The sequence below is a fragment of the Pseudonocardia charpentierae genome (assembly GCF_031845345.1).
In the GTDB taxonomy this organism is placed as follows: Bacteria; Actinomycetota; Actinomycetes; order Mycobacteriales; family Pseudonocardiaceae; genus Pseudonocardia; species Pseudonocardia charpentierae.
In genome coordinates, this window is the sequence record NZ_JAVREJ010000044.1 from 1 (window position 1) to 22511 (window position 22511).

The following is a 22511-nucleotide window of genomic DNA, read 5'->3' on the forward strand; positions in this document are numbered from 1 at the left end:
AGTACCGCGACCTGGATCCGGTCGCGTTCGGCCGGGTGGTCCGGCAGAAGCGGGTGCTGGACGGCCGCAACGCGCTCGACCGGACCCGCTGGGAGGCGGCCGGCTGGAGCTACCGGGCGCTGGGACGCCGGAACCTGCCCTGAGCGACCGTTATACGCACTGATTGGCCGGAGCGGACGTTACGGCGGCCCAGCGGAGATCTGGCGCGGCGCGGAGTGCAGCCTGTGCGCGGGAGCTACGGACCGTCCGGTGAACAGGTCCTCAGGGCGTCCCGTCTCGAGGGCCTTGACGTAGGCAGGGACGGCGCCGTGGGCCGCGTCGATGGTCTGGTCGATGTCGGCGTTCGTGTGCGCTGCCGAGACGACGTACGACTGACCGAGCACCCCGCGACGCAGGATCTCCTGGAGGAACAGCGTGCGCATCGGCTGCGACGGGTTTCCCTCGGCGTCGGCGGTGCGGAAGACGAGGCACGACGGGCGACCGATCACCGACAGGTGGTCGGCGATCCCCGCGTCGGACATCACGGCGTTGATCCCGTCGGCCAGCGCGCGGCCCTGCCGTTCCATCGCTCCGACCGGATCGGTCTCCGCGTAGGCCCGGACGACTGCTCGGAATGCGGCGAGTGAGACGGTCTCCGCTCCGTGTGTGCTGGACAGGAGGAACACCCGTGGCTTGTCGGTGGTGAGCCCGCCGAGCTCCATGAACTCGCGCCGACCGGCGAGCGCCGCGATGGGGAATCCGTTCCCGATCGCCTTACCCCAGGTGGAGAGGTCCGGTACGACGCCGTACACCGCCTGGGCCCCGCCCGCCGACCACCGGAACCCCGTGATGGTCTCGTCGAAGACGAGCACCACGCCGTGCTCGTCGCAGAGCGCCCGAACGCCCGCGAGGAAACCCGGGAGGGGTTCGGTCATGCCCGTCGCGGCCTCCATGACGACGCAGGCGACGGCCCCCCGGTTCTCGTCGAGGACCAACCGCAAGCTGTCGAGGTCGTTGTAGCTGAAGGATCGCGCGAGCTCGCGGACCGCCTTCGGCACTCCGGTGTTGATCGGCATGGTGCCGACGAACCAGTCCTGTGAGCTGAAGTAGGGCTGATCACGGCAGTACGCAACCAGCTCGCGGCCGGTGGCGGCACGCGCGACGCGAATGGCCGTGCTGGTCGCGTCGGAGGCGTTCTTGCAGAACTTGACCATGTCTGCGCCAGGCACGAGCGTCAGGAAGTCCTCCGCCGCGGCGAGCTCGAGCTCGGTCGGCCGGCTGAAGGACAGTCCGTCGGCGAGAACCGCCCGCACCGCCTCGACGACGGGCTCGTAGCCGTGGCCGAGCGTCACCGAGCGCATGCCCATCCCGTACTCGACGAACTCGTTGCCGTCGACGTCCCACACCCGTGCGCCACGGCCTCGCAGGAGCACCGGCGCCATCTGCTCGGGGTACTGGTCGGCACCCTTGGCGAACGTGTGCGCCCCACCGGGCACGATCTGGTGCAGGCGGGCTTGCAGGGCGTTGGAGCGGCGGAAGTTGTCGATGTTCACATGGCTCCCTCTCGCCACGACGTGCGCCTTCACTTTCGAGGTGCCGCCTGGTTGGGGCTCGCGGCCGCTGCGCCGTTCGTTACAAGGTGGGGTGCCGTAACGCGGAGGGAGGGCGACACGAGCCAGAGGGTGATCCCGCCCGCAGGGGTCTGGAGGTCTTCCGTGGCGATCCCTGTCCTGTCCATTTCGATGCCCACCCGCAACCGTCCCGAATTGCTCGAACGAGCACTGCGGTCGCTCGTCACGGCGATGGCGCCGGTGGCGGAGCACGTCGAGGTCACGGTCTCGGACGGCTCGGACGCCGACACCAGCGGGCGAGTGGTGGAGCGTGTACTCGGCGACTGGCCCGGCGGCCACCGCTACGTGTGGAACCGTCCCGCCCTGACGCTGGTCGAGAACATGAACCGCGCGGCGGAGCTGGCGACCGGCGAGTGGACCCAACAGCTCGACGACGACGACCTCATGCTGCCCGGGTGCGGGCAGCCGATGATCGACGCCCTCCGGCGTACGGCACCCCAGGAGCAGGTCCTGATCTTCGGGGCGCACATCGTGGACGTCGCCGGAGTCAAGCAGCGCGAACAGACGTTCGCGAGTGAGCAGTACTTGTCGCCCAGGGAGGCGCTGCGGCGGCTACTGCGCAACTCCTCCTTCGTGCGAGAACCGATGGTCGTCGTACGCAGAGCCGCGCTCGTCGACGCGGGCCTGTTCGAGCTCGAGGTGGGTGACGCGACCGACACCGACATGTGGGTGAAGCTGTTCTCTCGTCACGGCGCTCGCTGCCTGCCCCTGGCCACCTGCGCCTACACGATCCACGAGGCTGCGGCCACCATGGGCATGTGGAACCCCCGCACGATCGAGACGCTCGGGACCGTGTTCGACCGAGCCGTCGCTTCCGGTGTCGTCCCGGAGCGAGAGGTGCGCCGGTGGCAGGCCGACTTCGTGCACCAGTTCATCCTCGCCGGTGCCTACCGCAGGCTGCGGGTGCGGCGGCGGGCCGAAGCCAGGGACGTGCTGCAGCTCTTCCGCCTGCCGGCGGTGAAGGCGCTCGGCCCGTCGCCCAAGTGGCTGCCCGTCCGACTCGCGTTCTCGACCGCGGTTGCTCTCCCGCTCTGGACAGCCTGATGCCCGACATGGTCACGGTCAGCCGTTACGTCGCGCAGTACCGGGTGCCGTTTCACGAAGCACTGCGCACGAAGCTGACGACGAACGACGTCGGATATCGGCTCTTGTACGGCGCTCCCAGACCCGGCGAAGCCGCCAGGCAGGACGCAGCGGCCATCGGCTGGGCCGAAGCGATCCGCGCCACCTACCTCGGTCCCGGTGGCAAGCTGGTGTGGCTGTCTGTCTTGCGCAGGGTGCGCGGCGCCGATCTTGTGGTGATCACCCAGGAGAACGCGCTCCTCAACAACTACGCGTTGCAGCTCTGGCGGAGGTTCGGCGGGCCGAAGCTCGCCTACTTCGGTCACGGCAAGAACTTCCAATCCTCGCGGCCGGACAGCGCCGCGGAACGCTTCAAGCGGCTCTGGATCAAGCAGGTCGACTGGTGGTTCGCCTACACCGAGCGCTCCGCCGCCGTCGTCGCCGGTGCCGGCTTCCCCCGCGATCGGATCACGGTGGTCAACAACGCCATCGACACCTCCAGGATCGCTGCAGAAGTCGCGGCGCTCGATCCGGCGGCGCAGACGGCGCTACGGCAATCGCTGTTCCACGGCGCGCAGAACATCGGCGTCTACGTCGGCGGGCTATATCCCGGGAAGCGGCTCGGCTTCCTGCTCGATGCGGCTCGCCTGGTGCGTGAGGCGGTACCCGATTTCCAGTTGCTGATCATGGGCGCCGGACCGGACGCGGGGATCGCGGAAGCGGCAGCCGCCGAGCTGCCTTGGGTGCACTACGCCGGACCGAGATTCGGCGTGGAGAAGACCGAGCTCGTCAGCCTTGCCCGGGTGCTCCTGATACCGGGTGTCGTCGGCCTCGGCGTGCTCGACTCGTTCGCCTACGGCACTCCGATGGTGACCACGGACGTTCCCGGTCACGGTCCCGAGATCGAGTACCTCAGGCACGGTGAGAACGGGTTGATCGTAGCGGACGACGTGCGGACCTACGCGAAGGCGGTGAGCGAACTGTTGACCGACGAGGCCTGGCGGCTGCAGCTCAGGCGCGGCGGGGAGGCGGCACTGCACACCTTCACCATCCAAGCGATGGCGCAGCGGTTCGCCGATGGAGTTCTCGGGGCATTGACATGCGGCCGGCAGAGCTAGGCAGCCCTGACCGCGACGTCCCCGGGCGCCGGTTGTCGCGCTGTGTAGTGCAGCAGGGCGTTGACGATGCTCCGTTTGGGTGATTGGGCTCCGTGACGCTCACGCTGCTGCTCGAGACGACGAGCAAGGAGTGAGGGCGAGCACGGCGAAGGGGCCAGGCTATGAGCGTTGCCAAGACGGGCGCGAGCCAGACGACGTCGAATTTCCGCGGCTCCGCCGACTCGGACACCGGCAGATCCTCCGCGGTGCCGTGGACACCAGCGGGGTCGGGTGCGGACAGCACCCTGGTCGGCGGACCAGGTCTCATCGGCTCGCTGTGGCGGTACCGGCTCGTCATCGTGATCGTGGTGGCAGTCGCTGCCGTCGCGGGAGGTGCCGCATCACTGTTGATCCCGACCCGGTACGAGGCGCAGGCCAACCTCTACCTGCGCGATCCAGGCACAGCCGACGTCCTGACACTGGAGGGGGCAAGTCCCCAGTCGGGCGACCACGCCGTCTTCATGGCCCAACAGGCCGGCCTCGCCGGCTCGGCCGACGTGTACGGGCGGGCGCTGCAGTTGCTCAAGCTCAGCGGGACACCCGAAGACCTCGGCCGCATGGTGGTGGTGAAGCCGTCGGCCGACCTCGCGTCCCTCACGATCAGTGCCACCTCGGGCGACCCCGCCCAGGCCGCGGACCTGGCCAACGCCGTCAGCCTGGCCTACCAGCAGGTGGCCGGCGAGCAGATCGTGGCGCAGTCCGACGCCGCCATCGCCCGGCTGCGGCAGGTCAGGAAACAACGCGAGGCCGAGTTCGACGCCCTCAGGGCGCAGGTCACGCAGTTGACCGGTCCCGCGCAGAGCACTCTTCAGGATCGGACGTCGCACGTAGCCAACCTGATCGGCGGGTTGCAGGTCCACGAGGACAACGTCGCCGCCCAGGCCGCGCTGTACGGGTCGGGAGTGGAGCGGTCCGAGCAGGCGGTTCGACCGGTCTCGTCCTCGCAGCCCACCCCACTGATGCTCGCCCTGATCGGCGCGGTGATCGGGTTGGTGGTCGCCAGTGGCTGGGCGTGGTGGGCGGCCGGGCGGCACCGCTGGGTGAAGACGGAAGGTGATGCCGGGGCGATCCTCGGGGTTCCGCTGCTCGGAGAGACGCCGCGACGGCGCAGGACGCTGCGGGAATCAGATGACCCGTCGTTGCGGCCGGACGAGCCGGACCCGGTCGCCGCGGAGGAATATCACTTCGTACTGGCCTTGCTGGAACGGGCCCTCTCCAAAGTGGACGGCAAGGTCGTCGCCGTGACCAGTGCGGAGCCGGGCGACGGCAAGACCATGGCCGTCCTCAACCTCGCGCGTGCGGCCAGGGGCGAAGGCCGGAAGGTGCTCCTGGTCGACGCCGACGAGCGCACGCGGAAGCTGTCCCAGCTGTGTCGCGACGGCGGGCACTTCGACGTGCTCGGCGTGAGTCATGACGGCGGCGAGTGCCCGGCTGTCACCGAGCAGGTCGCGCTCGGCGGGGAGAGCAGCACGGCCGAGCTGAACGAGACGGTGCTGCAGATCGAGCCGAGCCAGCGGAACGGGCATCACCCGGCCGTCTTCTTCCGCTCGACGGCCTTCAGCAAGCTGATCAGCATCTCCGGTGAGCCGGCCGACCTCGTCCTGATCGACACACCGGCCCTGCTCGAGGTGTCGGACGCCGTGCACATCGCTGATCATGCCGACGCGGTGCTCCTGGTGGTCGACCGTGGTACCTCTGGTGCAGACCTGCGACGCGCCCGCGACCGGCTCGGCATCACCGACACCCCGCTGATCGGTTACCTCTTCAACGGCACGTCGACGCGACGGCGTGGCCGCGCGAGCCAAGGTGCGGCCGAGCGGAACTTGCTCCGCCGCGGTCTGCGGCGCGCGAAGGTGCTCGCCCGCGGCCTTCTGCGCCGCCAGGACGCGGAAATGGTTGCGCAACAGACCCATCCCGGCTGATCTCCACCGCGCGAGCACCCGCGGCGCCGGCTCGGGTACGGAGAGGGAAAAGCATGATCGGCGGCAGGTCAGGATGATATGACCGACCTAGAGCCCCCCGGGGCGGCCGCTCCGCGCAGGCCACCGAGCAACCTGACGGCTCAGACCGCATCCGGACTGGGCTGGTCATACCTGTCCGTGGCGACTCTCGTGGTCGCCAATCTGGCCTACACGGCCACGATCTCGCGTCTGCTCGGGCCGGTCGCCTTCGGTCTGCTGGCGATGGCCAATCTGGTCGTGCTGTTCGTCCAGTACTTCGCGCGTATGGGACTGGCCTCGGCCATGGTCCAGAAGCCGGACCTGTCCGACGACGAGATCAGGGCCTCCTCCACCGTCGGCATCGTCATCGGCTTGATCTGCATGGCGTGTATCTGGGTCCTCGCCCCCGCCATGGGCGCCCTCTTCGATGCCCCGACGTTGCCGTCCATTGTGCGCGGTCTGTCGGTGTCCTGCGTGTTCATGGGCTGGTCGCAGACCGGCAATGGCCTGCTCCGCCGCCACCTGCGCTTCCGGGCCTTGTCACTGGTCGCGGTGTGCAGCTACGTGTTCGCCTACCTCGTCGTCGGGGTGGGTCTGGCCCTGCTCGGGGCCGGCCTGTGGAGCCTCGTGGCCGCCTCCGTGGCGTCCACCGCAGTCCAATCGGTACTGCAGTACGCGCTCCTGCGCCACCCGGTCCGGCCGGCGCTGCACTGGGAGCCCTACCGGGTCGTGTGCGGCTACGGCGCCCGCCTGTCGGGTGCGTACCTGATGGACTACGTCGGCAGCAACCTGGACACCTTGACCGTGACCCGGATCGCCAGCACCGCGGTTCTGGGCCAGTACAGTCGGGCCTACTACCTGGTCTTCCAGCCACTGGGCAACTATGTGGCACAGGCGCTGAGCACCGTCCTGTTCTCGATGCTGAGCCGCGTCCAGCAGGACCTGACCCGCCTGCGCCGGGCCTTCCTCAGCGTTCTGTCGATCACCAGCATCGTGATCTTCCCGATGTGCGCAGGCATGGCCGTCGCTGCGGATGAGCTGGTCCGGGTCGTACTGGGCCCCCAGTGGACCCTGGTGCCCGGGCTGGTCCCCTGGTTCGCGCTCGCGGGCGGCTGCCATGTCGCCTCCCAGATGTCCCAGCTGCTCGCCGAGGCCCGTGCCGAGCTGAACCGCTCCTTGGCCGTGCAGGTCGTCTACCTGGCCGCCCTTGCTCTACTGCTGCTGTCGGCGGTGCCTTTCCGGAGCCACGGGGTCTGGGTGATCGCCGCTGCCGTGGCCGGCGCGGAGGTGCTGCGCTACCTGAGCTACCTGCGCCTGACCCGCCGGGTCCTCCACCTGACATTCGGCGAGCTGTGGCAGGCCCACCTCCCCGCTGCGTTCGCCAGCACCGGGGTCGCCCTGGCCGTGGCGGCCGTGCGCGCACCCCTGGCCGGCCACGCCCCCGCGATCCTGGTATTGGCGGCCGAGATCTGCCTCGGAGTGCTGGCGGTGGTCCTGTGCATCAGGTTCTGCCCGGTGCCGCCCTTCCGCCGCGAGCTGCGTCTCCGACTCGACGCGGCTGCCCTTCTCGGCGCATCCGGTGGGCTGCGCCATCGACTGGCGCGGCTGGTCCTCGGGCCTGAGGTGCCGACGCCGGAAAGAGGTCGCCCGTGATGGTCACGGCCCTGCTGGGCGTGGTGCTCCTGGTCGCCGGGGCGGCAGGCCTCGTCCTGCTCGACGTGCTCATCAGGCGGCCCGACGTCGCGGCCACGATGCTGTTCTCCACCGCCGTGGTCCAGGCGTTGTTCGTGGACAAGGTGCCGGCGTTGCAGTTGTCCGGCACGCATGTGTACGTCACCGACCTCGTCGCGGTGTCGATCACGGCTGCTGCACTGGCCCGCGTTCTGCGCCTGAAGCGCTTCGACCGCTTCCAACGCTGGTTGCTGCTGCTGGCCGTGCTGCTCGGCGTCTCCCTACTGCAGGGGGTGGCCGCCTTCGGCATGCAGACCGCGGTCAACGACTTCCGCCAGTACCTGTTCTTCGTCGGTAGCGCTCTGTACTTCTCGACCTTCGCCCCGTCCTCGGGGCTGTCGGCGCGCATCGGTCGCATCTGGCTGGTCATGACCGTGCCCATGATGTTGTTGGCCGGCTTGCGCTGGGTGCAGAACTTCGCGGGGCTGCAGCTGGGCGTCCCTGCCTCGAAGTGGGGCGCCGACGCCGCCATCCGCGTCCTCGACGGACCCTACGTGTTCTTCCTGGCCCAGGCCTTCGTGCTCACCATCCCGGCCTGGCTGCACGGACAGCCGTCGCGCAGGCAGCGCGTCCTGAGCATCGTGCTGCTGCTGATGGTGATCGCCCTCAATCGCCGCACGGCGTGGCTGGCGGTCGGGGCCGGGATCGCTGTGCTGTTGCTGCGGGACCGGCGTCTGGGCCGTCGCGCGATGGTCCTGGTGACGCTGGGCACTTCCCTGGGGGTCCTCGGCTTCGTCGCGCTGGGTGGGCTCCAGGAGGGCGCCCAGCAACCGGTGACACAGGAGGACGCCGGCAACTTCACCTGGCGGGTCGAGGGCTGGTTGGACCTGCTCGGCCCATGGCTGCACAACCCGTTGTCGTGGGTGGTCGGCGAACCGTTCGGCAGCAGCTTCGCCCGCGAGATCAACGGCATCGAGGTCACGACGAACCCGCACGACTTCTACATCCAGACCATGATGCGGGCCGGTGTCCCCGGCCTGATCGCTCTGCTCGTGCTGACCGTAGGGGTGGGCCGCGTGCTCTGGCGAACGCCGGCACCCGCCGCCGGCCTGCTCGATGCCGGAATGATGCCGGCGCTGCTGGCGATGCAGGTGGTCTGGTACCTGACGTGGATCCCGGGCAGCGAGCAGGGCGTCGTGACCGGCCTGGCCCTGGCCATGGCGGCGATGCCCCTCGCCGACCGGCGGTCGGACCCGACGCTGGCCCCGGAGCGCGCCGGGCCAGGCACCCTGCCCGCCCCCGAGCCGATTGGACGACCATGACCGAGGCGACCAGCCCACCGGGGCAGACCGGCCACTCGTGGCCGCCGTCCGTCAGCGTCGTGATTCCGGCCTACAACGCGGCCGCGACGCTGGCCGAGCAGCTCGAGGCCCTCGCTGGACAGGACTACGAGGGCGACTGGGAGGTCGTGGTCGTCGACAACGGCTCGAATGACGCCACCGCCGACATCGCCCGTCACTACGCGCAGCGCCTACCGACCTGCAGGGTCGTCGAGGGCCGCCGGCGCGGGCATGCCGCCCCGCGCAACGACGGGGCTCGGGCCGCCCGGGGTGAGCTGCTCGCCTACTGTGATGCGGACGACGTCGTGGCTCCGGGGTGGCTCAGGGCCATAGCGGCTGCAGCCTGCCGCTACGACCTGGTCGGCGGCTGGCTCGACCCCGAGCCCCTCAACGACGAGGCCACGCGTTCCTGGCACGGGGCGTACCCGAGGGACGGGCTCAGATCCTGGCTGCTGCCCTACTCGGGCGCAGGCAATTTCGCGATCTGGGCCGAGGTACTGTGCGACCTGGGCGGCTGGTCCGACGACTACGAGGCCGGTGCGGAGGACGTGGAGCTGTGCTGGCGGGCCCAGCTGGCGGGCTACCGGCTCGGTTTCGCCCCCGACGCCGTCGTCCAGGTCCGCTACCGGCCCGGTCTGCGGTCGTCTGCTCGCAAGGCCTGGACGATCGGCATCAACAGCGAACGGCTCCTGCGCGACTTCGGCTTCCTGCGCGAACTGGACCTGCCCGCCAAGGCGGAGGCCGTCCACGCGGTCGACGACGGCACCGGCGCCCTCGGGCGTGCCCTGGGCCGCGGCGTGTGGCTCGTGACCAGGCTGCACTACCTGCTCGGGTCACGCCGCCGACGTGGCCAGTGGATCTCCGTCGGGGCCCAGTACGCCGGGCGGCTGCGCGGCGCGCTCGAGTACCGGGTGCGGGACCGGCTACCCAGGGGGCCGGCTCGTGCCACCACCGGAAAGGTGGCGGGATGAACGACCGGCGGCTGCCACCCGGGGTTCGTGGCCCTGCTCATCATCGTTGTCGTCGTCCTCTCCCGGCGCGATCGGAACCAGGTTCGGCGCCGGCGGCGCAGGCCTGCCCGCGATGATCCGGAGAGTCGCGAGCGTCGCGCTGATCGCGCTGGTCGCCGTTCTCGCTGCTTGCGCGCCGGTACTCACACTCACGCCCGCGCCCGCGCCCGCGCCCGCGCCCGCGGTGCCGTCCATCGAGCAGCCGGTGATCGCAGTCACCGTGGACGACATCCCCGAGCACGGTGGGATGGCGCCGGGCGAGACGCGGCTCGACCTGACCCGCCGCCTGGTCGCCGCGCTCGAAGCCGAGGGTGTTCCCGCTTATGGCTTCGTCAACGGCGGGCCCGCCCAGGCGAACCGGGACGACATGGCGGCGCTCGAATACTGGGCCGGCGCGTTCCCGATCGGAAACCACACCTGGACGCACGCCAACGTGAACGAGCTCAGCCCCGAGGACTACATCAAGGAGATCGCTCGGGGTGAACCGTTGCTCGAAAAGCTCTCGCCCGCAGGCGACTGGCACTGGTTCCGCTACCCGTGGCTGGAGGAAGGCGACGATCCGGCCAAGCGACTCGCGATCCGCCAGGTCCTCGCCTCGCGCGGATACAGGATCGCCGCTGTCACGATGGACTTCGACGACTGGAAGTACGCCGACGCCTACGCGCGCTGCGCCGTGAAGGGCGACGGGTCGGCGATCTCGAGGCTCGAGGACGACTGGCTCGACGCGGTCCGCTACAACGCGGAGGAGTCGCGGAGGGTGGCCAAATCGGTTTACGGCGGCGACATCCCTTATGTGCTCTTGACCCATATCGGCTCGTTCGACGCGCGCATGTTCCCGCGCACGCTCGCCCTTTATCGAGAGATGGGCTTCCGCTTCGTCAGCCTCGACGAGGCGCAGAACCACCCTGCTTACGCCAGCGACAACGATCCCGCGGCGGCGCCCCAACCCACCATGTTCGCGATGGCGCAGCAGGCCGTGGACTCGCCGCCGTATACCGAGCGTGTGCCGAACGTCGATCTTGCCGGCATCTGTAACCAGCGCTGATCGCCAACGCCGCCCAGCAGGTCATGGCCAGACCCAGGGCTGCGCCGCCGACGACGTCGGTCACGTAGTGGACCGTCTGCACCAGGCGCGCCGCGGCCACGACGAGCACCAGGCAGCCAACCCACCAGGCGACGTGCACCCTCACCCGCGATGATGCCGGCGTCGCCCTCACCACCAGCACAGCGGCCGTGGCTGCTGCGGCCGCGACGGCGACATGGCCCGACGGGTACAGCAGCGCCGCGCCGCCGTCAGGTCGCTGACGGTGGACCACCTGCTTGAGCAACAGTTCGACGGCAAGGGCGCCGGGAGCAGCGACGAGGGCGAGCACCACCGCATCCCACCGCCTGACTCGCCATGCCAGCCCGACGACCACCAGCATGGCCAGCACGACCAACGGCCCGACGCCGTACGCGACCGCCGTCGCGATCCCGCCGCCCCGAACCCTCACGACTTCCTGCCAGCGCATCATCTCCGCGTCGGCCGCATTGGGCAGGCGAGTCCGCCAGACGAGGGCGGCCACGAGCGCGACCACGACTGAGGCGGCGACGCCGACGACCACGGTCCACGGCGGGCTGAGCGTCGACCACCGTCGCTCCGGCGCACCCCTGCGAGGTGGCCGGCGTTCAGCAGCCAGCTGCGACTTCGACGGCCTCTTCAGTGTGACGTCCTGTTCCCTTTAGGGGCGTGCCAGGATCCGTCCTCGGTCGGCTGGCGGTCACGCCATCCCGCTCACGGTGAGCGGCTGGCTCGGTGCAGGAACCGACGTCGGCTCGAGGACGAGGCTCTGATTGCGGAACCAGTCGATGGTCCGCTGCAGTCCGTCGCGGACATCCACGACGGGTTCCCACCCGAGGGAAGCCCGCGCCAGCGTGATGTCGGGGCGTCGGACGGTCGGGTCGTCCTGCGGGCGCTCCACGAAGACGATCTCCGAACGCGAGCCGGTGAGGTCGATGATCAAGTAAGCGAGATCCAGGACGCTCATCTCCCCGCAGTTGCCGATGTTCACCGGTCCTGCCAGGTCCGAGTGCAGCAACCTGAGGAGGCCTTCGATGAGGTCGTCGACGTAGCAGACCGACCGGGTCTGGCTGCCGTCGCCCGCCACGGTGAGCGGTTCGCCGCGCAACGCCTGCCCGATGAATGTGGGGATGGCGCGGCCGTCCCGGGGCCGCATCCGGGGTCCAAAGGTGTTGAAGATGCGGGCGATGGCGGTGTCCACCCCCCGCGCGTTGCGGTAAGCCATGGTTGCCGCCTCCGCGAACCGTTTGGCCTCGTCGTACACGCCGCGCGGGCCGACCGGATTGACGTTGCCCCAGTACGACTCGGGCTGAGGATGAACCAGAGGGTCGCCGTACGACTCCGACGTCGAGGCCAGCAGGAAGCGGGCGTTCTTGTCCTTGGCCAGGCCGAGGGAGTGCAAGGTGCCGATCGAGCCCACCTTCAAGGTGTGCAGCGGCAGCTGCAGGTAGTCGATCGGCGATGCCGGAGACGCCAGGTGCAGTACGGCGTCGACGGGTCCCGAGACGTGGATGTAGTCGGTGACGTCGGCACGGACGAGCCGGAACCGACGGTCCTCCAGAAGGTGTTCGACGTTCGCCGAGCTTCCGGTGCAGAAGTCGTCGAGGCAGACGACCTCGTATCCCTGCTGCAGGAGTCGGTGGCACAGATGCGATCCCAGGAAGCCGGCGCCGCCGGTGACAACTGCACGTCGCGTCCTCATGATTGGTCTCCTGCTCCTGAGGATGTGCTGAGGGGGCCCGGCACTCGTTCCAGCCAGATCTCCCTCCAATACGAGTAGATGCTGCGCGGGCAGCTTCGGTGGTAGTCGGAAGTGCAGGTGACGTCCGCCAGGACGATGCAGGGCGTCTTCATCGTCAGCATCCGTCCGGACTGCTCGTCGATGATGTGGTCCACCCGACGCAGCACCCGCGCCGTCCGGCCGCAGTACTTGAGCATCTCGACGTCGAACGACAATCCGCGGTTGTGGTTGTCGGGTTTGAGGGTGGCGCTGATCTGCTCGATGGACTTGACCCTGACCCACTCGCCGGGCTGAAGGTCGAGTTTCTCGACGGGGCTCGTGTCCGCGGTGCCTTCGATGAAGGGGTAACGCCGTCCGCCCCGGATCCGGAGCCTGTCGGGCAGCTTGCTCCTCGTCAGGTCCTGCACGAGGTTGAAGGCTCCGATGCCGACACCCCGTACGACCTGACCTGCAGGAGCGTTGCCGGTCCGGACGTCCTGCACGTACTGGCGTACGTCCCAGAACGGGATCCCGACGGGTGCCGCGCGGGTCAGCTCGGTGGCCTGACACGAGTACACGGGCTGGCCCGACTCGGCTTCGGCAGTCGCTGGCCGGCAGGCACCCAGGGCGACCTCGCCGAGCCGTTCCCGGGTGCACCCGGAAAGCCCTGTCGCCGGCTGGGACGTCGGCTGGTCCGACGTCGTCCGGTCCGACGCGCTCAGCTGCTGGGCTCGAGGCTCCGCCACGTGACGGCCCTGGCTCGAGCCGGAGATCTTCGTGAGCCAGGCGGTCTTCCAGAAGACCAGGCAGCCCGCCTGGCAACCGCCGTGTCCCTGACCGTCACAGCGAACACCCGTGAGATGAACCGTGTCCGTCATCCGCCGCAGGCCGGTCCAGGTGGCCGTATCGCAGGTCTTGAAAGCGATCTTGTCCACCACGAACCGCCGACCGCAGAAGTGCACCATCTCCGGCATGAACGGGAGGGCGTCGAGCTCACCCCGCTCGTCGAGCCCGGCGAGGATCACCTCGGCCGGCTTCACCTCGACGACGTCACCGATCGCCAAGGCCGGCTTCACGTCCGATGGTCGGTAGGTCGCGGTCATTGCGGTGCTCCCGGTGTGATGTCGGACCCGACCATCACGGACGGTTCGGACGGGGTCTGTGCCAGCCGAGGCGGGTGGGCCAGGATCTTCAGCCCGAAGGCAGGGTTGTTCCGCAGGTAGCGACGCCACAGTCGTCGCGGTTCCCGGCCCAGCCGGTAGGTCCACTCCAGCCCGCTACGTTGCATCCAGCGCGGCGCCTGGGGAATCGTGCCTGCGTGCAGGTCGAAGGCGGCGCCGACGCCGAACAGGGCGTTGGCCTGCAGCCGGCCCACGTGGTCGGCCATCCAGCGCTCCTGCTTCGGCGTGCTCAGACCTACCCACACCAGCTGAGCACCGGAGTCGTTGACGACCTGGACCGCGTCCGCGTCCTCCTGGGGGGTGAGCGATCGGAACGGCGGCGTCAAGGTGCCGGCGACCTGCAGCCCGGGGAACCGGGTGACGAGCCGGTCTGCGAGCAACTCCGCGGTTCCGGGGCCGCCCCCGTAGAAGAAGGACGACCAGCCCCGTTCGACAGCCCGAGGTAGGACCGCCAGCATCAGGTCCGGGCCGTAGACGCGGCGGACCTCGCGCCTACCGGCCCACCGGGCCGACCACACCATCGGCATGCCGTCGGGAGTGGTCAGGCCGGACCCGTTGTGGATCCGGAGCAACTCCGGATCGCGCTGGCACTCCATGACCCCGTGCACACCGGTCACGCACACGTACTGATGCTCGGCACGGTCCACCCAACCGGTCACCTCCTCGACCGCGGAGTCGAGTGTCAAGCAGCTGATCCGCACCCCGAGTACAGCGACCCGTGGCGGGCCGTTCACCGGTGAGGGGCTGTGGTGATCAGGTGCGGTCACGCGCTGGTCACCTGCTTCTCGATCCACCGATAGGTGGGACCGAGCCCGTCGCGGAGGCACGTCGGCGGCTCCCAGCCGAGGACCTCCCGCAGCAGCGAGTTGTCGGAGTTACGTCCCCGCACACCCTGCGGACCCGGTATGTGCTTCATGTCGACGTGCCGCTTGCCTGCCACGTCGCCGACGAGGTGCGCCAACTCGTTGATGGACACCATCTCGTCGGTGCCGAGGTTGAGCGGCTTGGCGTAGTCGGACTGCATGATGCGGTAGATGCCCTCGACGCAGTCGTCGATGTAGCAGAACGATCGTGTCTGCTCCCCGTCTCCCCAGATCTCGATGCTGGCGCCGTCTTCGGCGAGCGCTATTTTCCGGCAGATCGCCGCCGGGGCCTTCTCACGGCCGCCGTCGTAAGTGCCGAAGGGCCCGTAGATGTTGTGGAAGCGCACGGTGCGGGTCTCGATCGGGTACTCAGCGGCGTAGTAGGAGCAGAGCAGCTCGGTGAACAGCTTCTCCCACCCGTAGGCGTCCTGGGGCTGCGCGGGGTACGCGTCGCTCTCCTTCAGCGGCACCACATCGGTCTCGGTCTGCAGGTATTCCGGATAGATGCAGGCCGAGGAGCTGTAGAGATACCGCTGCACGCCGTTGACTCGTGCGGCGTCGAGTGTGTGCAGGTTGATGAGAGAGTTGTTGTGCAGGATCTGCGCATGGTGTGTGGAGATGAAGCCCATGCCTCCCATGTCTGCTGCCAGCGCGTATACCTCATCCACCCCGCGAGTGGCCTGTAGCGCCGCATCCCACCGGCGCAGATCCAGCAGTTCGAACTCGTCGGCATCCACCCCGGTGTACTCCGGGTACACGAGGTCGACCCCGCGGACCCAGTACCCTTTCTCCTTGAGTAGAGTGACGAGGTGATGTCCGATGAACCCCCCGGCTCCGGTGACACACACTCGCTTCATCGCTGCCGTCCTTCCGTGAGCAAGGTGATGTTTCAGTAGGCGCCGCGGTGCTTCAGGACCGCGAAGATGGTCTTCCAGATGATCAGAGCGTCGAGAGCGAGCGACCACTGCTCGACATAGCGCAGATCGAGACGGATCGACTCCTCCCAGCTGAGGTCCGATCGACCACTGATCTGCCACAGGCCGGTGAGGCCCGGCTTCACGAACAATCGTCGGCGTGCCTCACCGTCGTACGGGCGGTCGGTCACCGGAAGTGGGCGCGGGCCGACCATCGACATTTCGCCGCGCAGTATATTGATCAATTGAGGTAATTCGTCGAGCGACGTGCGGCGTAGCAGTCGCCCCAGTTTGGTGATCCGAGGATCTGCAGACAGCTTGAACAGCTCGCCGGTCGCGTGCTGGTTGAGTTGGTCGAGGCTGGACCGAAGTTCTTCGGCGTTCTGGACCATGGTGCGGAACTTCCACATCGTGAACTCCCGCCCCCGCCAGCCGGTGCGGGCCTGGCGGAAGATCGCAGGCCCAGGGCTGCTGAGCCGGATGGCCAGCGCGATCGCCACCAGCACCGGCGCGACGACGACCAGCAAGATCAGTGCCGCCAGTCGGTCAAAGAGCTCCTTCGCCACGCGACGCCCACCTGCCAGCTGTGGTTCGTCGACGTGCAGCAAGGGCAGCCCGCAAACTGGCCTGATGGCGATCCGGGGACCGGCGACGTCGATCAATGCAGGGGCCACGAGCAGGTCGATCCCCGATTTGGCCAGACTCCAGGACAGGATCCGTAGGGCAGGGCCGTCCATTTCTGGGCACGGCAATACCGCCACAGCGTCCGCGGAAGTCATCTGGACTGCAAAGTCGACGTCTTCAAAGCTGCCGAGAACCGGCACGCCCAGTGCTGTCAGCTCCGTGGAGCCTTCCCGGCTAGGGACACACGCTCCCACGATCCGCATTCCGTGATGGGTGTCGGTGCGCATCTGTCGGACCAGCTCGGCAGCCGATCGTCCGTGCCCCACGAGGATGACATCGCTCATGTAGAATCCGCGACGACGCTCGCGGTGGACCCACTTCCGCACCAGATAACGTCCCAGCAGCGTCAGTGCTGTCGCCATCGGCAGTGCGACGAGAACGTAGCCTCTCGCGATTTCTGCTTTCGTCGCCCAGGAGGTCGTGGCGACGGTTGCAATGACGACGACTGCGGCCATGAGGACACGGCGGAACTCCTCGAATCCGACCGACAGGAAGCGGGCCTCGTAGGCACGAGCGGCCGCCATCGTCGCCAGCCACAGCAGGGGTAGGCCTGCGCTCAGTGCCACATAGTCCCACCTCAAGCCCGGTGCCGAACGATCACCGAAACGAACGGCGTAGGCGGTCAGTCCGGCCGCCAGCGAGGCGACGGCATCGATCCCGATCACTGCGCTGACGCAGCGCCGCTCCCATGCTCTGCGTGAGGAGCGGAGGACGAGAGGCTGGTTGAGCACTGTCTGGCTTGCGCCCTGGTTGCCGACGTTCACGCCCTGACTCCTTCGTCGTGCGTGTACTGCTCACCCCCCTGCTCGTCTCGTGGGCACCCAGCGTGAGCCGTGGCCGCCGCTACCACCTGAACAGACCAGTATCAAAATCAAATACACTACTTTGATGACGTTTGCGTGGTGGATCAGTGGCTGACTGTCACGCCTCGGCCCCTCGGCCACGTCGGGTTCGCGGCCGGCAGGCGACGTAGCTCGGGCTCATGAGTCACGCGGCCGAGTCGACCGCGGGGATCCGCGCCGCGGTCGTCGCTCAACCCAGCGCGCCGGACTCTGACGCCACGTCGTCCGCTACTCGCAGGATGCCGATGCGATGGTGTTGTCGGCGAAGCGGATGTCTCGTGCCGCGAGGTCGGCGCCGTTGTCGGCCGCCACGCCAGTGGGGTGCCCACCGTCGTCGGTCGCGCAGATCACGTTGTCGTGGACGTCGAAACCGGTGAGCAGGTGTGCCGGCGGGGTCGAGTCGGGACGGTCCTGCTGGATGCCCGTGATCCCGTTGTAGTTGCCGGAAAGTCGGTTGCCGTAGACCTCGACGTTGAAGCTGGAGGCCACCGTGATGCCGCCCCCCCAATGCCAGCCGAGAGCGCCGAATCCGTTGCGGTAGACCCGATTGTGACGGATGACGGCGTCCTGACTGATTTCGTAGTAGATCCCCTCCGCGCGGTTGTTCTCGACCAGGTTGTGCTCGATGAGGGCACTGTGGGCGTTGATGTCGGCCCAGAGTCCCCGACAGTCGTTGTCGTGGACGTAGGCGTTACGGATGGTGACCTGGCCGACGTCCCACTTCATGCCGCCGCCTTCGAAGTCACACGAGGCGCGCAGTGTGCGGTTGCGAGCCATCTCCGGCCCGTCCAAGGTGGCCGGATCGTCGTCCAGCCCGTCCAAGACGATCCCGGTCGTCGCGTTGCCGCCGATTCCCATCTGGTCGTTGTCGTTGTAGTGGCCACCGAGAATGCGCATGCCGTCGGAGGCCAGGACGCCGGCCCAGGAGTTGTGTATGGCCGAAACGTTGCGGAGCACCCAACCTTCAGCCCGGGGCTCGGGTTGTATCGCTCCGCCCTGTCGGCCACTTTCGTAGTCGCGCACCGTGATCGAGTCCAGGGTCACCTGGCCGGCGGCCCCTGAGAATGCCGCTCGGAGGCTCCGTCCGCCGTCGAGCACGGCGCCGGGCTCCCCGCAGAACGTGTCGCCGGACTTCGGCTCGACACTGAAGTTCCGCAGGTGGGTACCGGCCTTGATGATGTAGGTGGTGCCCGGTCGATGGCTGTTCACCAGGCTCTGGGCGTCGTCGTCGGTGCCGATCGGGACGCCGCCTCCTGCGAGACACGTCGAGGCGGGTGCCGGCATTTCGACGGTCGAGGCCGCCACGGGCGTCTGCGGGGAACGTGGCGAGGTGCTGTGCGTCCGGGCCGAGAGGGTGATCGCGGCGACCAAGCCGAGTGCGAGGGCCCCCAGAGCCAGTGCCCAGCGGCGCCGTCCGCCTCCCTCGGGCCTGCGCGGGGGAGTGGTCATGTGGACCATACTGGCGCGGCGACCGACCCCGTGGGTGAACAGACAAGCGGGTGCTCGCCCTCACCAGCTGATCACGCACCTCCCGCGCACCGGTATCGCGTAACAGCTGCAGGCCGAGAAGCGAGCTGGGTTCAGCCACGTCGCGCACGTAGCGCGCTCGCATGCCAGCCGCGAGCCTGCGGGCGGGACCGACCATGGAGGTCCGGGTGCTGACGAAGACTGAACTGCGCCTCGACGAATCACCCGTGCCCCTGGCGTTGACCTGCCGGCTGTGTGGATCGGGCTACCTCCGCAGTTTCCTGGATCTGGGGGCGACGCCGCCGTGTGAGTTGTTCCTGCCTGCGGAGGCGGTCGAGCGGCCGGAGATGACTTACCCGTTGCATGTGCGGGTGTGTGAGAGCTGTCTGTTGGCGCAGCTGCCGCCGTTGATCACGCCGGAGGAGACGTTCACCGAGTACGCGTACTTCTCGTCGTTCTCCACGAGTTGGGTGGAGCATGCGCGGCGGTTCGTCGAGGGTGCGGTGGAGCGGCTGGGGCTGTGTCCGGAGTCGTTCGTGGTGGAGGTCGCGAGCAACGACGGCTATCTGCTGCAGCACGTGGTCGGGCGCGGTATCCGGTGCCTGGGGGTGGAGCCGTCGCGCAATGTCGGGGAGGCGGCCCGGGAGAAGGGGGTGCCGACGTTGACGGCGTTCCTGACCCCGGAGACGGGCGCTGCGGTGCGGGCGGAGCACGGGCCGGCCGATCTGGTGGCGTTGAACAACGTCTACGCCCACATCCCGGACGTGGTGGGGTTCACGAAGGGTCTGCGGTCGATGGTCGCGGACGACGGCTGGGTGTCGATCGAGGTGCAGCACCTGCTCACGCTGGTCCAGCGCACCCAGTTCGACACGATCTACCACGAGCACTTCCAGTACTACACAGTGCTCACGGCGCAGCGGGCGCTCGCCTCCGGCGGCCTCACGCTGGTCGATGTGGAGTTGCTCGACACCCACGGCGGGTCGGTGCGGCTGTGGGCACGCCCCAGTGAGGTGGCGGGTGAGCCGTCGCAGGCCGTACGTGACGTGCTCGCTGCGGAGGCGGCGGCCGGGCTGCACACAGCGGCGGGGCACGACGGGTTCGCCACGGCGGTCTCGCGGGTGCGTGACGACCTGGTGGCGTTCCTGATCGAGGCGCGCCGGGCCGGGAAATCGGTCGTGGGGTACGGGGCGCCGGGCAAGGGCAACACCCTGCTCAACTACTGCGGGATCCGGCCCGACCTGCTGGCCTACACCGTGGACCGCAACCCGTACAAGCACGGCCGGTTCACACCCGGCACCCGGATCCCGGTCCTGCCGCCGGAGCAGATCGCGGCGGATCGGCCCGACTACATCCTCGTCCTTCCCTGGAACCTTCGCACCGAGCTGACCGAGCAGCTCGCCTACGTGCGGGAGTGGGGCGGCCGGTTGGTCTTCCCGATCCCGACCCTCGACGTGGTCTGAAGCAGAGGTGGTCTGAACACATGAAGGTCGTTCTGTTCTGCGGCGGCTACGGGATGCGGATGCGCGACGGCGTGTCCGATCTCCCCAAGCCGATGCACCAGGTGGGTCCGCGCCCGCTGATCTGGCATGTGATGCGCTATTACGCGCATTTCGGGCACAAGGATTTCGTGTTGTGTCTGGGGTACGGGGCGCATCACATCAAGGACTTCTTCCTCAATTACGACGAGACGGCGAGCAACGACTTCGTGCTGCGGGGCACCGATGTGGAGTTGTTGGGCAGCGACATCAAGGATTGGACGATCACGTTCGCCCACACCGGGTTGGACTCGCCGATCGGTGAGCGGCTGCGGCGGGTCCGCAAGCATGTCGAGGGCGAGGAGATGTTCCTGGCGAACTACGCCGACGTGCTGACCAACGCGCCGCTGGACGCGATGATCGAGAAGTTCCGGGCGTCGGGCATGGTCGGCGGGCTGCTGGCGGTGCCGCCGCAGTCGGCGTTCCACTGCGTGAACCTGGGTGAGGGCGACGAGGTGTCGTCGATCTCGACGTTGCAGGAGATGCCGCTGTGGGAGAACGGCGGCTACCTGATGTTCCGCCCGGAGGTGTTCGAGCACCTCGAGGAGGACTGCGACCTGATCGGTGACGTGTGTGCGCCGCTGGCCAAGGAGGGCCGGATGATGGCCTATCGGCATCGCGGGTTCTGGCAGCCGGCCGACACCGTGAAAGAGCGCACGGCACTCGAAGCGGCCTACCAGAGCGGGACCAGACCGTGGATGCTGTGGGACACCCCCGACCGGGACCCGCTGCAGGCCGCGATCGCGGACCTGCAGGACGCGCTCGACCGCTGACGACCGTTCGAGGAGAGGTCTGCCGTGCGTGTTCTGTTGACCGGTCACCAGGGCTACCTGGGCACCGTGATGGCCCCGATCCTGGCCGCGGCCGGGCACGAGGTGACGGGTCTGGACAGCGGGCTGTTCGCCGCATCCGTGCTGGGTTCGCTGGACGTCCCGGACGCGCCGACCCTGGCGGTCGACCTGCGCGACGTGACCGTGGAGCAGCTGCAGGGCTTCGACGCCGTGGTGCACATGGCCGCGTTGAGCAACGACCCGCTCGGGTCGCTCGCGCCGGAGATCACCTACGACATCAACCACCACGCGTCGACGCGGTTGGCCCGGCTGGCGCGCGACGCCGGGGTTCAGCGGTTCGTGTACGCGTCGACGTGTTCGGTGTACGGGGCGCAGTCGGGCGACGAGCTGGTCGACGAGGATGCGCCGCTCAAGCCCGTCACCCCGTACGCGGAGTCGAAGGTGCGCGTCGAGGACGACCTCGCCGAGCTGGCCGATGCGGACTTCGTGCCGGTGTCGATGCGCAACGCCACGGCGTTCGGGTTCTCCCCGCGGCTGCGCGCGGACATCGTGTTGAACAACCTGGTCGGGCACGCCCTGTTGTCGAACACGATCAGGGTGCTGTCCGACGGGACGCCGTGGCGGCCGCTGGTGCACGCCGACGACATCGCTACGGCGGTGGTGACGGCGCTGGTGGCGCCGGCGGAGGTGGTGCGGGCGCGGGCGTACAACGTGGGTACCGAGCGCAACAACCGCACGGTCGCCGAGATCGCCGAGGCCGTCGCGGACGCGGTGCCGGGTGCCGAGCTGCTGATCACCGGGGAGAACGGCAACGACCCGCGGTCCTACCGCGTCGACTTCTCCCGGGCCCGCAAGGAGCTGGGTTACGAGGCGCAGTGGACGATCCCGGACGGCGCGGTGCAGCTGGCGCGGGAGTACCGGGCCCGCGGGCTGACGCAGGAGGCGTTCGACAAGCGGTTCACGCGGCTGGCGGTGCTCAACGCCCGCCAGCAGGCCGGCGAGCTCGACGCGGCCATGCGCGTCGTCCGCTGACTCGTCGTAACCAGTACCACTCGACGGGGAACACGCGCTTCGTGCCACCCTTGAACAAGCGCCACCTGGCGCGCAGCCACCTGTAACGCGACGCGCCGGGGCTGCGAAGGAGCACCGTTGAGCATGCGTGCGGGGGAGGACCGATGAAGATCTCGGTGGTCGGGTGTGGCTACCTCGGAGCCGTACATGCGGCGTCGATGGCCCAGCTCGGGCACGACGTCGTCGGGATCGACGTCGACCTGCCCAAGGTCGAGGCCCTTCAGCTCGGCAAGGCACCGTTCTACGAGCCCGGCTTCGACGACCTGCTGGCGGCGTCGTTGGCGTCGGGGCGGTTGTCCTTCAGCGCCGACTTCCAGGCGGCTGCCGACGTGCAGGTCCACTTCGTCTGCGTCGGGACCCCGCAGAAGCGGGGGGAGTACGCCGCCGACCTCCGCTACGTCGAGGCCGCGGTCCAGTCGCTGCTGCCCGTGCTGCGGTCCGGGGCGCTGGTCGTCGGGAAGTCGACCGTGCCGGTGGGGACGGCCGCGCGGCTTGCCGAGCTGGTTCACGAGAAGGTCCCCGACGCGATCCTGGCCTGGAACCCCGAGTTCCTGCGCGAGGGGTTCGCCGTCGAGGACACCCTGCACCCCGAT

General features: G+C 68.7%; 18 protein-coding genes and 1 pseudogene. 11 read left to right on the forward strand and 8 right to left on the reverse strand.

Annotation, left to right across the window (positions count from 1 at the left end):
• Positions 1-179: 179 nt before the first annotated feature.
• Positions 180-1532, reverse strand: coding sequence for a glutamate-1-semialdehyde 2,1-aminomutase (locus tag RM445_RS30210; protein ID WP_311560281.1), 1353 nt, complete (start codon positions 1530-1532; stop codon positions 180-182).
• A 162-nt stretch (positions 1533-1694) separates the two neighbouring features.
• On the opposite strand from RM445_RS30210, the gene RM445_RS30215 reads away from it, so the two are divergent.
• From RM445_RS30215 to RM445_RS30245, 7 genes are all read left to right on the forward strand, one after another.
• Positions 1695-2654, forward strand: a complete 960-nt coding sequence (locus RM445_RS30215) for a glycosyltransferase family 2 protein (RefSeq protein WP_311560282.1) — start codon at positions 1695-1697, stop codon at positions 2652-2654.
• Positions 2654-3790, forward strand: coding sequence for a glycosyltransferase family 4 protein (locus RM445_RS30220; RefSeq protein WP_311560283.1), 1137 nt, complete (start codon positions 2654-2656; stop codon positions 3788-3790). The genes RM445_RS30215 and RM445_RS30220 overlap by 1 nt, the downstream gene beginning before the upstream one ends.
• 161 nt (positions 3791-3951) lie before the next feature.
• Entirely contained in the window at positions 3952-5751 is a 1800-nt protein-coding gene (locus RM445_RS30225; protein ID WP_311560284.1) for a Wzz/FepE/Etk N-terminal domain-containing protein, read from the forward strand.
• A 78-nt stretch (positions 5752-5829) separates the two neighbouring features.
• Positions 5830-7422, forward strand: a complete 1593-nt coding sequence (locus RM445_RS30230) for a lipopolysaccharide biosynthesis protein (protein WP_311560285.1) — start codon at positions 5830-5832, stop codon at positions 7420-7422.
• Positions 7422-8762, forward strand: coding sequence for an O-antigen ligase family protein (locus tag RM445_RS30235; protein ID WP_311560298.1), 1341 nt, complete (start codon positions 7422-7424; stop codon positions 8760-8762). The genes RM445_RS30230 and RM445_RS30235 overlap by 1 nt, the downstream gene beginning before the upstream one ends.
• Positions 8759-9751, forward strand: coding sequence for a glycosyltransferase (locus tag RM445_RS30240; RefSeq protein WP_311560286.1), 993 nt, complete (start codon positions 8759-8761; stop codon positions 9749-9751). The genes RM445_RS30235 and RM445_RS30240 overlap by 4 nt, the downstream gene beginning before the upstream one ends.
• Positions 9752-9863: 112 nt before the next feature.
• Complete coding sequence (locus tag RM445_RS30245; protein ID WP_311560287.1) at positions 9864-10835, forward strand: polysaccharide deacetylase family protein; 972 nt, start codon at positions 9864-9866, stop codon at positions 10833-10835.
• A gap of 13 nt (positions 10836-10848) precedes the next feature.
• Here the strand turns inward: RM445_RS30245 and RM445_RS32650 are convergent.
• The 7 genes and pseudogenes from RM445_RS32650 to RM445_RS30275 all read right to left on the reverse strand — a co-directional run.
• Positions 10849-11304 (reverse strand): annotated as a pseudogene (locus tag RM445_RS32650) (phosphatase PAP2 family protein); the annotation flags it as partial.
• Between the two features lie 246 nt (positions 11305-11550).
• Positions 11551-12552 carry a UDP-glucuronic acid decarboxylase family protein gene (locus RM445_RS30250; protein ID WP_311560288.1) on the reverse strand — a complete coding sequence of 334 codons (1002 nt, stop codon included), beginning with the start codon at positions 12550-12552 and terminating at the stop codon, positions 11551-11553.
• Positions 12549-13673 (reverse strand): hypothetical protein, encoded by a 1125-nt coding sequence (locus RM445_RS30255; protein WP_311560289.1) that lies wholly within the window; start codon positions 13671-13673, stop codon positions 12549-12551. Before RM445_RS30255 ends, RM445_RS30250 begins: the two co-directional genes overlap by 4 nt.
• Positions 13670-14518, reverse strand: coding sequence for a WecB/TagA/CpsF family glycosyltransferase (locus tag RM445_RS30260; protein WP_311560290.1), 849 nt, complete (start codon positions 14516-14518; stop codon positions 13670-13672). The genes RM445_RS30255 and RM445_RS30260 overlap by 4 nt, the downstream gene beginning before the upstream one ends.
• Positions 14515-15471: an NAD-dependent epimerase/dehydratase family protein gene (locus tag RM445_RS30265; protein ID WP_311560291.1), complete on the reverse strand. Its 957-nt coding sequence runs from the start codon at positions 15469-15471 to the stop codon at positions 14515-14517. The genes RM445_RS30260 and RM445_RS30265 overlap by 4 nt, the downstream gene beginning before the upstream one ends.
• Positions 15472-15503: 32 nt before the next feature.
• Positions 15504-16976, reverse strand: coding sequence for a sugar transferase (locus tag RM445_RS30270; RefSeq protein WP_311560292.1), 1473 nt, complete (start codon positions 16974-16976; stop codon positions 15504-15506).
• Positions 16977-17282: 306 nt separating this feature from the next.
• Positions 17283-18359 (reverse strand): right-handed parallel beta-helix repeat-containing protein, encoded by a 1077-nt coding sequence (locus RM445_RS30275; protein WP_311560293.1) that lies wholly within the window; start codon positions 18357-18359, stop codon positions 17283-17285.
• Positions 18360-18664: 305 nt separating this feature from the next.
• Here RM445_RS30275 and RM445_RS30280 point away from each other — a divergent pair, with 305 nt between their 5' ends.
• The 4 genes from RM445_RS30280 to RM445_RS30295 form a co-directional block, all read left to right on the forward strand.
• Positions 18665-19981, forward strand: coding sequence for a class I SAM-dependent methyltransferase (locus tag RM445_RS30280; RefSeq protein WP_311560294.1), 1317 nt, complete (start codon positions 18665-18667; stop codon positions 19979-19981).
• A gap of 20 nt (positions 19982-20001) precedes the next feature.
• Positions 20002-20829: a sugar phosphate nucleotidyltransferase gene (locus RM445_RS30285; protein WP_311560295.1), complete on the forward strand. Its 828-nt coding sequence runs from the start codon at positions 20002-20004 to the stop codon at positions 20827-20829.
• A gap of 24 nt (positions 20830-20853) precedes the next feature.
• Complete coding sequence (locus RM445_RS30290; RefSeq protein WP_311560296.1) at positions 20854-21879, forward strand: NAD-dependent epimerase/dehydratase family protein; 1026 nt, start codon at positions 20854-20856, stop codon at positions 21877-21879.
• A 143-nt stretch (positions 21880-22022) separates the two neighbouring features.
• Positions 22023-22511 (forward strand): NAD(P)-binding domain-containing protein (locus RM445_RS30295; protein ID WP_311560297.1); only part of this gene is annotated, 489 nt, incomplete at its 3' end.

What these genes read in the sequence shown, in the direction of transcription:
- RM445_RS30220 (WP_311560283.1), top strand. Translation starts at nt 2,654, where the DNA reads ATGCCCGACATGGTCACGGTCAGCCGTTACGTCGCGCAGTACCGGGTG.
- RM445_RS30225 (WP_311560284.1), top strand. Translation starts at nt 3,952, where the DNA reads ATGAGCGTTGCCAAGACGGGCGCGAGCCAGACGACGTCGAATTTCCGC.
- RM445_RS30230 (WP_311560285.1), top strand. Translation starts at nt 5,830, where the DNA reads ATGACCGACCTAGAGCCCCCCGGGGCGGCCGCTCCGCGCAGGCCACCG.
- RM445_RS30235 (WP_311560298.1), top strand. Translation starts at nt 7,422, where the DNA reads ATGGTCACGGCCCTGCTGGGCGTGGTGCTCCTGGTCGCCGGGGCGGCA.
- RM445_RS30240 (WP_311560286.1), top strand. Translation starts at nt 8,759, where the DNA reads ATGACCGAGGCGACCAGCCCACCGGGGCAGACCGGCCACTCGTGGCCG.
- RM445_RS30245 (WP_311560287.1), top strand. Translation starts at nt 9,864, where the DNA reads ATGATCCGGAGAGTCGCGAGCGTCGCGCTGATCGCGCTGGTCGCCGTT.
- RM445_RS30250 (WP_311560288.1), bottom strand. Translation starts at nt 12,552, where the DNA reads ATGAGGACGCGACGTGCAGTTGTCACCGGCGGCGCCGGCTTCCTGGGA.
- RM445_RS30255 (WP_311560289.1), bottom strand. Translation starts at nt 13,673, where the DNA reads ATGACCGCGACCTACCGACCATCGGACGTGAAGCCGGCCTTGGCGATC.
- RM445_RS30265 (WP_311560291.1), bottom strand. Translation starts at nt 15,471, where the DNA reads ATGAAGCGAGTGTGTGTCACCGGAGCCGGGGGGTTCATCGGACATCAC.
- RM445_RS30280 (WP_311560294.1), top strand. Translation starts at nt 18,665, where the DNA reads ATGCCAGCCGCGAGCCTGCGGGCGGGACCGACCATGGAGGTCCGGGTG.
- RM445_RS30285 (WP_311560295.1), top strand. Translation starts at nt 20,002, where the DNA reads ATGAAGGTCGTTCTGTTCTGCGGCGGCTACGGGATGCGGATGCGCGAC.